The sequence below is a fragment of the Silanimonas sp. genome (assembly GCF_044377035.1).
Taxonomy (GTDB): Bacteria; Pseudomonadota; Gammaproteobacteria; order Xanthomonadales; family Xanthomonadaceae; genus Silanimonas.
The window spans coordinates 1-5251 of the sequence record NZ_JBILJW010000048.1; the positions used below are offsets into that span (position 1 = coordinate 1).

The window sequence follows — 5251 nt, forward strand, 5'->3', positions numbered from 1 at the left end:
CGATCGTGGGCGGCCTCGCCCGCATCGACGGCCGCAGCGTCATGGTGATCGGCCACCAGAAGGGCCGCGACACCAAGAGCAAGATCCGCCGCAATTTCGGCATGCCGCGCCCCGAGGGCTACCGCAAAGCGCTGCGCCTCATGCAGACGGCCGAGCGCTTCAAGCTGCCCATCCTCACCTTCATCGATACGCCGGGCGCCTACCCGGGCATCGGCGCCGAAGAGCGCGGACAGTCGGAAGCCATCGCCCGCAACCTGCTCGAGATGGCCGAGTTCGGCGTGCCGATCCTTTGCACGGTGATCGGCGAAGGCGGCTCCGGCGGCGCGCTGGCCGTGGGTGTCGGCGACGTGACCCTGATGCTCGAGTACGGCACCTACTCGGTGATTTCGCCCGAAGGCTGCGCGTCGATCCTCTGGAAGTCGGCCGACAAGGCCAAGGACGCGGCCGAGGCCATGGGCCTGACCGCGCCGCGGCTCAAGGACAACGGGCTCATCGACCTCATCGTCAAGGAGCCGCTGGGCGGCGCCCACCGCGACCCGGCGGCGATGGCCCAGACCCTCAAGACCACGCTGATGGCGGAGCTGGCGAAACTCGAAGGGCTGTCGAAGGACGCCCTGCTTGACCGCCGCTACGCGCGTCTGCGCAAGTACGGGGCGTTCGCGTCGGCCTGAGCGATCGCTTGATGGTGTGTTGCAGCACGCCGTGAGGGCGTCCAGGCTGAACGATGTCGCACCGCGTCAAGGGAATGTCGACGGAATCGCAAAATGGCGTGTCCCGTGTGTGAATTGCGGGATCGGCTTCAAGTGTTCGCGTGAAGGCAAACGTTAAAGTTTCGCTGCCCGGGGCCGATGCCCTGTTCGCGTCACCACCTATCGGAGAACTCTCGATGAAGCGCCTGTTGGCCCTCGGCATCCTCGCCGCCCTTGCGGCGACGTCCACTGCGGCACAAAGCGTCCAGATCACCGGTTTCGGCCAGATGGTGGCCGGCACCGTCTCCGACGGAACGACTTTCCCCGGCACCGGCTATGACTCGGACTGGGACTTCAAGGACGAATCGCTCTTCGCGCTGCAGGTCCGTGGCGACCTCAACGAGCAGTGGTCGGCGACGGCGCAGATCGTGGCCCGTGGCCGCGACGATTTCGACCCCGAGTTCGCCTGGGCCTACGTCGGCTGGAACGGCGGCAACGGCTGGTCGGCGAAGGCCGGCCGCCAGCGCGTGCCCTTCTTCCGCTACTCCGACTTCCTCGAGGTGGGCTACGCCTACCCGTGGCTGCGTCCGCCGCATGCCGTCTACAACGCTTCCTTCAGCAACTACGACGGCTTCAGCGCCGCCTACTCGTTCGGCTCGGGCGACTGGTTCTCGAATGTCGGCGTCGTCGGCGGCAAGAACGAGGAAGAGTTGAGCGACAACGCCTCGCAAGAGATCGACTCGCTCACGGGTGTCTACGTCGACACCACGTATAGCGATTGGCTGAGTCTGCGTGCGAGCTATTTGCAGGCAGATGTGTCGGTCAACATCCTCGATCTCGAACCCCTGCTATCGGCCTTGCGAGGCAACGGATTCTCCAATGTGGCCGAGGAAATCGATTACAGCGAGGACCCAGCCGAATTTGTCGGAATTTCTGCCGAGATTAACCGCGGAAATTGGCTGGTGATCGGAGAGTGGACCAAGACCACTATCGACGACTCCTCTTACTCGGACCGTACCCAGTACTACGTCACCGGCGCATACCGTTTCGGCGCGTGGACGCCAAACCTTACTTGGGGCCGTCGCGACAACGAGGCCAAGCCGGGCATCATCGCCCTGCTGCCGAACGTCCCGCCGCTGGCCGGACTGCGCGCAGCAACCTCTGGCGTGGTTCAGTCGGAAGCCCTCGACGCCACGTACTGGAGCTATGGCCTTCGCTGGGACGTCGCGACCAACGTCGCGTTGAAGGCCGATTACACCCAGTACACCAACGACACGCCCGCCAGCGCAGACGCGGATTCACTCGCCGTCGGCGTCGTGTTCACGTTCTGACCGGAGGACGACCATGAAGCGCATTCTCAGCATCGCCGCCCTCGCCCTCCTCACCGCATCTCCGGCCTTCGCCGGCAAGGTGGTGGTTGCCGCCAACTCCAGCCAGGGCACCCTCGACAAGGCCGGCGTGCAGGCCATCTTCCTCGGCCGTACGGCCCAGGTCGGTGGCCAGCCGGCCGTCGTCGTGTTCCAGAAAGGGCCGGTCCGCGCCCCCTTCGAATCGGGTGTCGTCGGCCGCGCCGGCGCGCAGCTCGCCTCGCACTGGTCGCGTCTGGTGTTCACCGGCCGCGCCAAGGCCCCGGAAGACCTCGCGGACGACGCCGCGGTCAAGGCCAAGGTGGCTTCGACGCCGGGCGCCATCGGCTACATCAGCGACGGCGCCGTGGACGCCTCGGTCAAGGTGCTGTTCGACTTCTGATCGCGCCTCCGTGGCATCGGCAGCGCCCGCCCCTGAGGCGGGCGTTGTCGTTTCGAGCCCCGCGGTTTGCGTGGGCCGGGCGGCAAACGGCAGGCTTGCCGGATGGACCTGACGCCCTTCCCCGCCGACGCGCCGCGACGACTGCTCGTCGGCTTCAGCGGCGGGCGCGATTCGACCGCCCTGCTGCACCGCCTGGCGACGCTCCCGGATGCGCCTTGGGCCGGGCTTCGCGCCATCCACGTGCACCATGGCCTGCATGCCGGCGCCGATCGCTGGGCGCAGCAGTGCGAAGCGCAGGCACGGGATTGGAACGTGGACTGCGCCGTGCGCCGTGTGGCGGTGAAGCGCGAGGGACGCGGCCTCGAGGACGCCGCACGCCAAGCCCGCTATGCCGCCTTCGACGCGGAACGTCGCGCCGATGAGTGCCTGGTGCTCGCCCACCACCGCGACGACCAGGCCGAGACGCTGCTTCTGGCGCTGCTGCGCGGCAGCGGCGAACGCGGGCTGTCGGCGATGCGCGACTTCACCGTCGATGCCCGCGGACCGATCTGGCGCCCGCTGCTCGCCACGCCCGGTGCCGCGGTGGCGGACTACGCCGCGCAGCACGAGCTGTCGTGGATCGAGGACCCCTCGAACCGTGACGAGCGGCTGTCGCGGAACCAGCTTCGGTACACCGTGATGCCGCTGCTGCGCCGCCACTGGCCGCAAGCGGACGCGGCGCTCGCTGCCAGTGCGCAGCGTCTGGCAGAGGCGGACGGCCTGCTGCGGGCGCAAGCGAAGCGGGACCTCGCCACGGTGCTGGGGCTGCGCGATGACGTGGTCGAGGTGTCGGCCTTACGCGCTCTTCCGCAGGAGCGCGCCGCGCGCGCGCTGCGGCTGTGGGCGGAATCGCGGAACCTCCGGCTCACCGGCGATGCCCTTCGGCGCGTGCTCGGCGACTGGTCGCGGCAGCCGGCCGGCCGGGCGCTCCGGCATCCGCTGGGCGACGCCACGCTGCGGCAGTGGGGCGGACGCCTCTGGCTCACGCCGCGCGAATCGACGGAGCCCGCCACGGACGCGCACGCCATCGCGCCACTCTCCCAGCTCGCATGGGACGGCCGCGCCCCGCTGCGGCTGGGCCACGGCGCCGACGACGCGGACGCGGGCACGCTCCAACTGCTCGGCGCCGAGGGCTTCGAGGCACCGCTCCGACGGGTCGCGCGACGCGACGCCCCCGCGCGCTTCCGTGCCGCCGGCGACCGGCACGCCCGCGCGCTGCAGACGCATTTCGCTGCGCTCGGCGTGCCGCCGTGGGCGCGCGACGCCGTGCCCTTGCTCATCGATGCGGAAGGCGAGCTGCAAGCCTTGGGCGATCTCGCCTATGGGGCCGAGCTCGACACTTGGCTACGCGCCCGCGGCGCGCGTCTGGTTTGGCAGCCAGCCGACCCAGCCGGGTAAACTGCAGTCATGAGCCCGACCCCGACGCCGCCGCAGGATTTCGAGCGCGCCCTCGATGAACTCGAGGCGCTGGTGCAACGATTGGAAGGCGGCGACCTGAGCCTCGAGGAATCGCTCGGCGCCTACGAGCGCGGCGTCGCCCTCTACCGGCAATGCCAGGGCGCTTTGGAGCAGGCCGAACTGCGTATCCGCCTGCTGGCCGATCCGGCCGACCCGGGCAGCGCGCGCGAGTTCCGCGCCGATGCGGAGTAAGGCCACGCTCGACGCGTGGCGCGAACGCGTCGACGCCGCGCTGGCGCGGCACCTTCCCGACGACACGCGCGAACCCCGCACCCTCCACGCCGCGATGCGCTACGCCGTGCTCGGCGACGGCAAGCGCCTGCGTCCGCTGCTGGTCTACGCCGCCGGCGCCGCGCTCGGCAGCCCGCCCGAGGATGCACACGACGACGCGCTGGACCACGCTGCGGTCGCCATCGAACTCGTCCACGCGTATTCGCTGGTGCACGACGATCTGCCCGCGATGGACGACGACGCACTGCGCCGCGGTCGGCCCACGGTGCACATCGCGTTCGACGAGGCGACGGCGATCCTCGTCGGCGACGCGCTGCAATCGGAAGCCTTCCTCGTTCTCTCGGCCGCGCCGGCGCCGGCCGACGCGGTGCGCGCCGCGCTGCGCGAACTCGCCCACGCCGCCGGCTCGCGCGGCATGTGCGGCGGCCAGGCCATCGACATGGCGATGACTGGCCAGTCGCAGGCGCTGGAGGCCCTCGCGACGATGCACCGGATGAAGACCGGCGCACTGATCGAAGCGGCCGTGGTGATGGGCGGCCTGCTGCGCGGCGCGGACACCGCGACGATCGACGCCCTGCGCCGTGTTGGTGCCCTGCTCGGCCTCGGCTTCCAGATCAAGGACGACCTGCTCGACGCCGAGGCGGATTCCGCCACGCTGGGCAAGACCGCCGGCAAGGACCAAGCGCAGGGCAAGAGCACCTACATGACCCTGCTCGGCCTCGACGGCGCCCGCGCGCGGCTCGACGCCGTGGCGCGCGATCTCGACGCGGCGCTGGCGTCGCTCACCGGCAGAGGAAACGACAACGGCCGGGCCCTCGCGGACCTGGCCGTCATGGCCGTTCGGCGCTCGCGCTGATTACTTGATCAGGCGGAGCGCGAAGGGGTAGCGGTAGTACTGGCCTTCGTTGGCCTTCAGGCCGGCCATGATCGTCAACACCAGCCAAGCGATGCCGAGCAGGATGCCCAGCGGCACGGTGAGCACGGCGCCGATGCCGAACGTAACAACCGTGATGATCGTCAGCACGATGCCAATGATGCCGAGCGTGATGTTGAAGTTCAGGGCTTCCTTCGCCTGGTCTTCGACG

7 protein-coding genes are annotated in these 5251 nt (G+C 69.5%); 6 read left to right on the forward strand and 1 reads right to left on the reverse strand.

Features of this window, described 5'->3' with window-relative positions:
* The 6 genes from ACIQ6S_RS14065 to ACIQ6S_RS14090 form a co-directional block, all read left to right on the forward strand.
* The coding region (locus ACIQ6S_RS14065) for an acetyl-CoA carboxylase carboxyltransferase subunit alpha (RefSeq protein ID WP_397608901.1) at nucleotides 1-671 on the forward strand (671 nt) is incomplete at its 5' end.
* 215 nt (nucleotides 672-886) lie between these two features.
* Nucleotides 887-2020, forward strand: coding sequence for a porin (locus ACIQ6S_RS14070; protein WP_297866868.1), 1134 nt, complete (start codon nucleotides 887-889; stop codon nucleotides 2018-2020).
* A 13-nt stretch (nucleotides 2021-2033) separates the two neighbouring features.
* Entirely contained in the window at nucleotides 2034-2438 is a 405-nt protein-coding gene (locus ACIQ6S_RS14075) for a phosphate ABC transporter substrate-binding protein (protein ID WP_297866867.1), read from the forward strand.
* 102 nt (nucleotides 2439-2540) lie between these two features.
* The gene (gene tilS, locus ACIQ6S_RS14080; protein ID WP_397596318.1) at nucleotides 2541-3875 is read left to right on the forward strand and encodes a tRNA lysidine(34) synthetase TilS; all 1335 of its coding nucleotides are present in this window, start codon (nucleotides 2541-2543) and stop codon (nucleotides 3873-3875) included.
* 9 nt (nucleotides 3876-3884) lie between these two features.
* Complete coding sequence (locus tag ACIQ6S_RS14085) at nucleotides 3885-4127, forward strand: exodeoxyribonuclease VII small subunit (RefSeq protein WP_297866865.1); 243 nt, start codon at nucleotides 3885-3887, stop codon at nucleotides 4125-4127.
* Nucleotides 4117-5022 (forward strand): polyprenyl synthetase family protein, encoded by a 906-nt coding sequence (locus ACIQ6S_RS14090; RefSeq protein WP_397608902.1) that lies wholly within the window; start codon nucleotides 4117-4119, stop codon nucleotides 5020-5022. The genes ACIQ6S_RS14085 and ACIQ6S_RS14090 overlap by 11 nt, the downstream gene beginning before the upstream one ends.
* Here the strand turns inward: ACIQ6S_RS14090 and ACIQ6S_RS14095 are convergent.
* A partial coding sequence (locus ACIQ6S_RS14095) for a DUF4870 domain-containing protein (protein WP_397608903.1) occupies nucleotides 5023-5251 on the reverse strand: 229 nt, incomplete at its 5' end. It lies immediately after the preceding gene.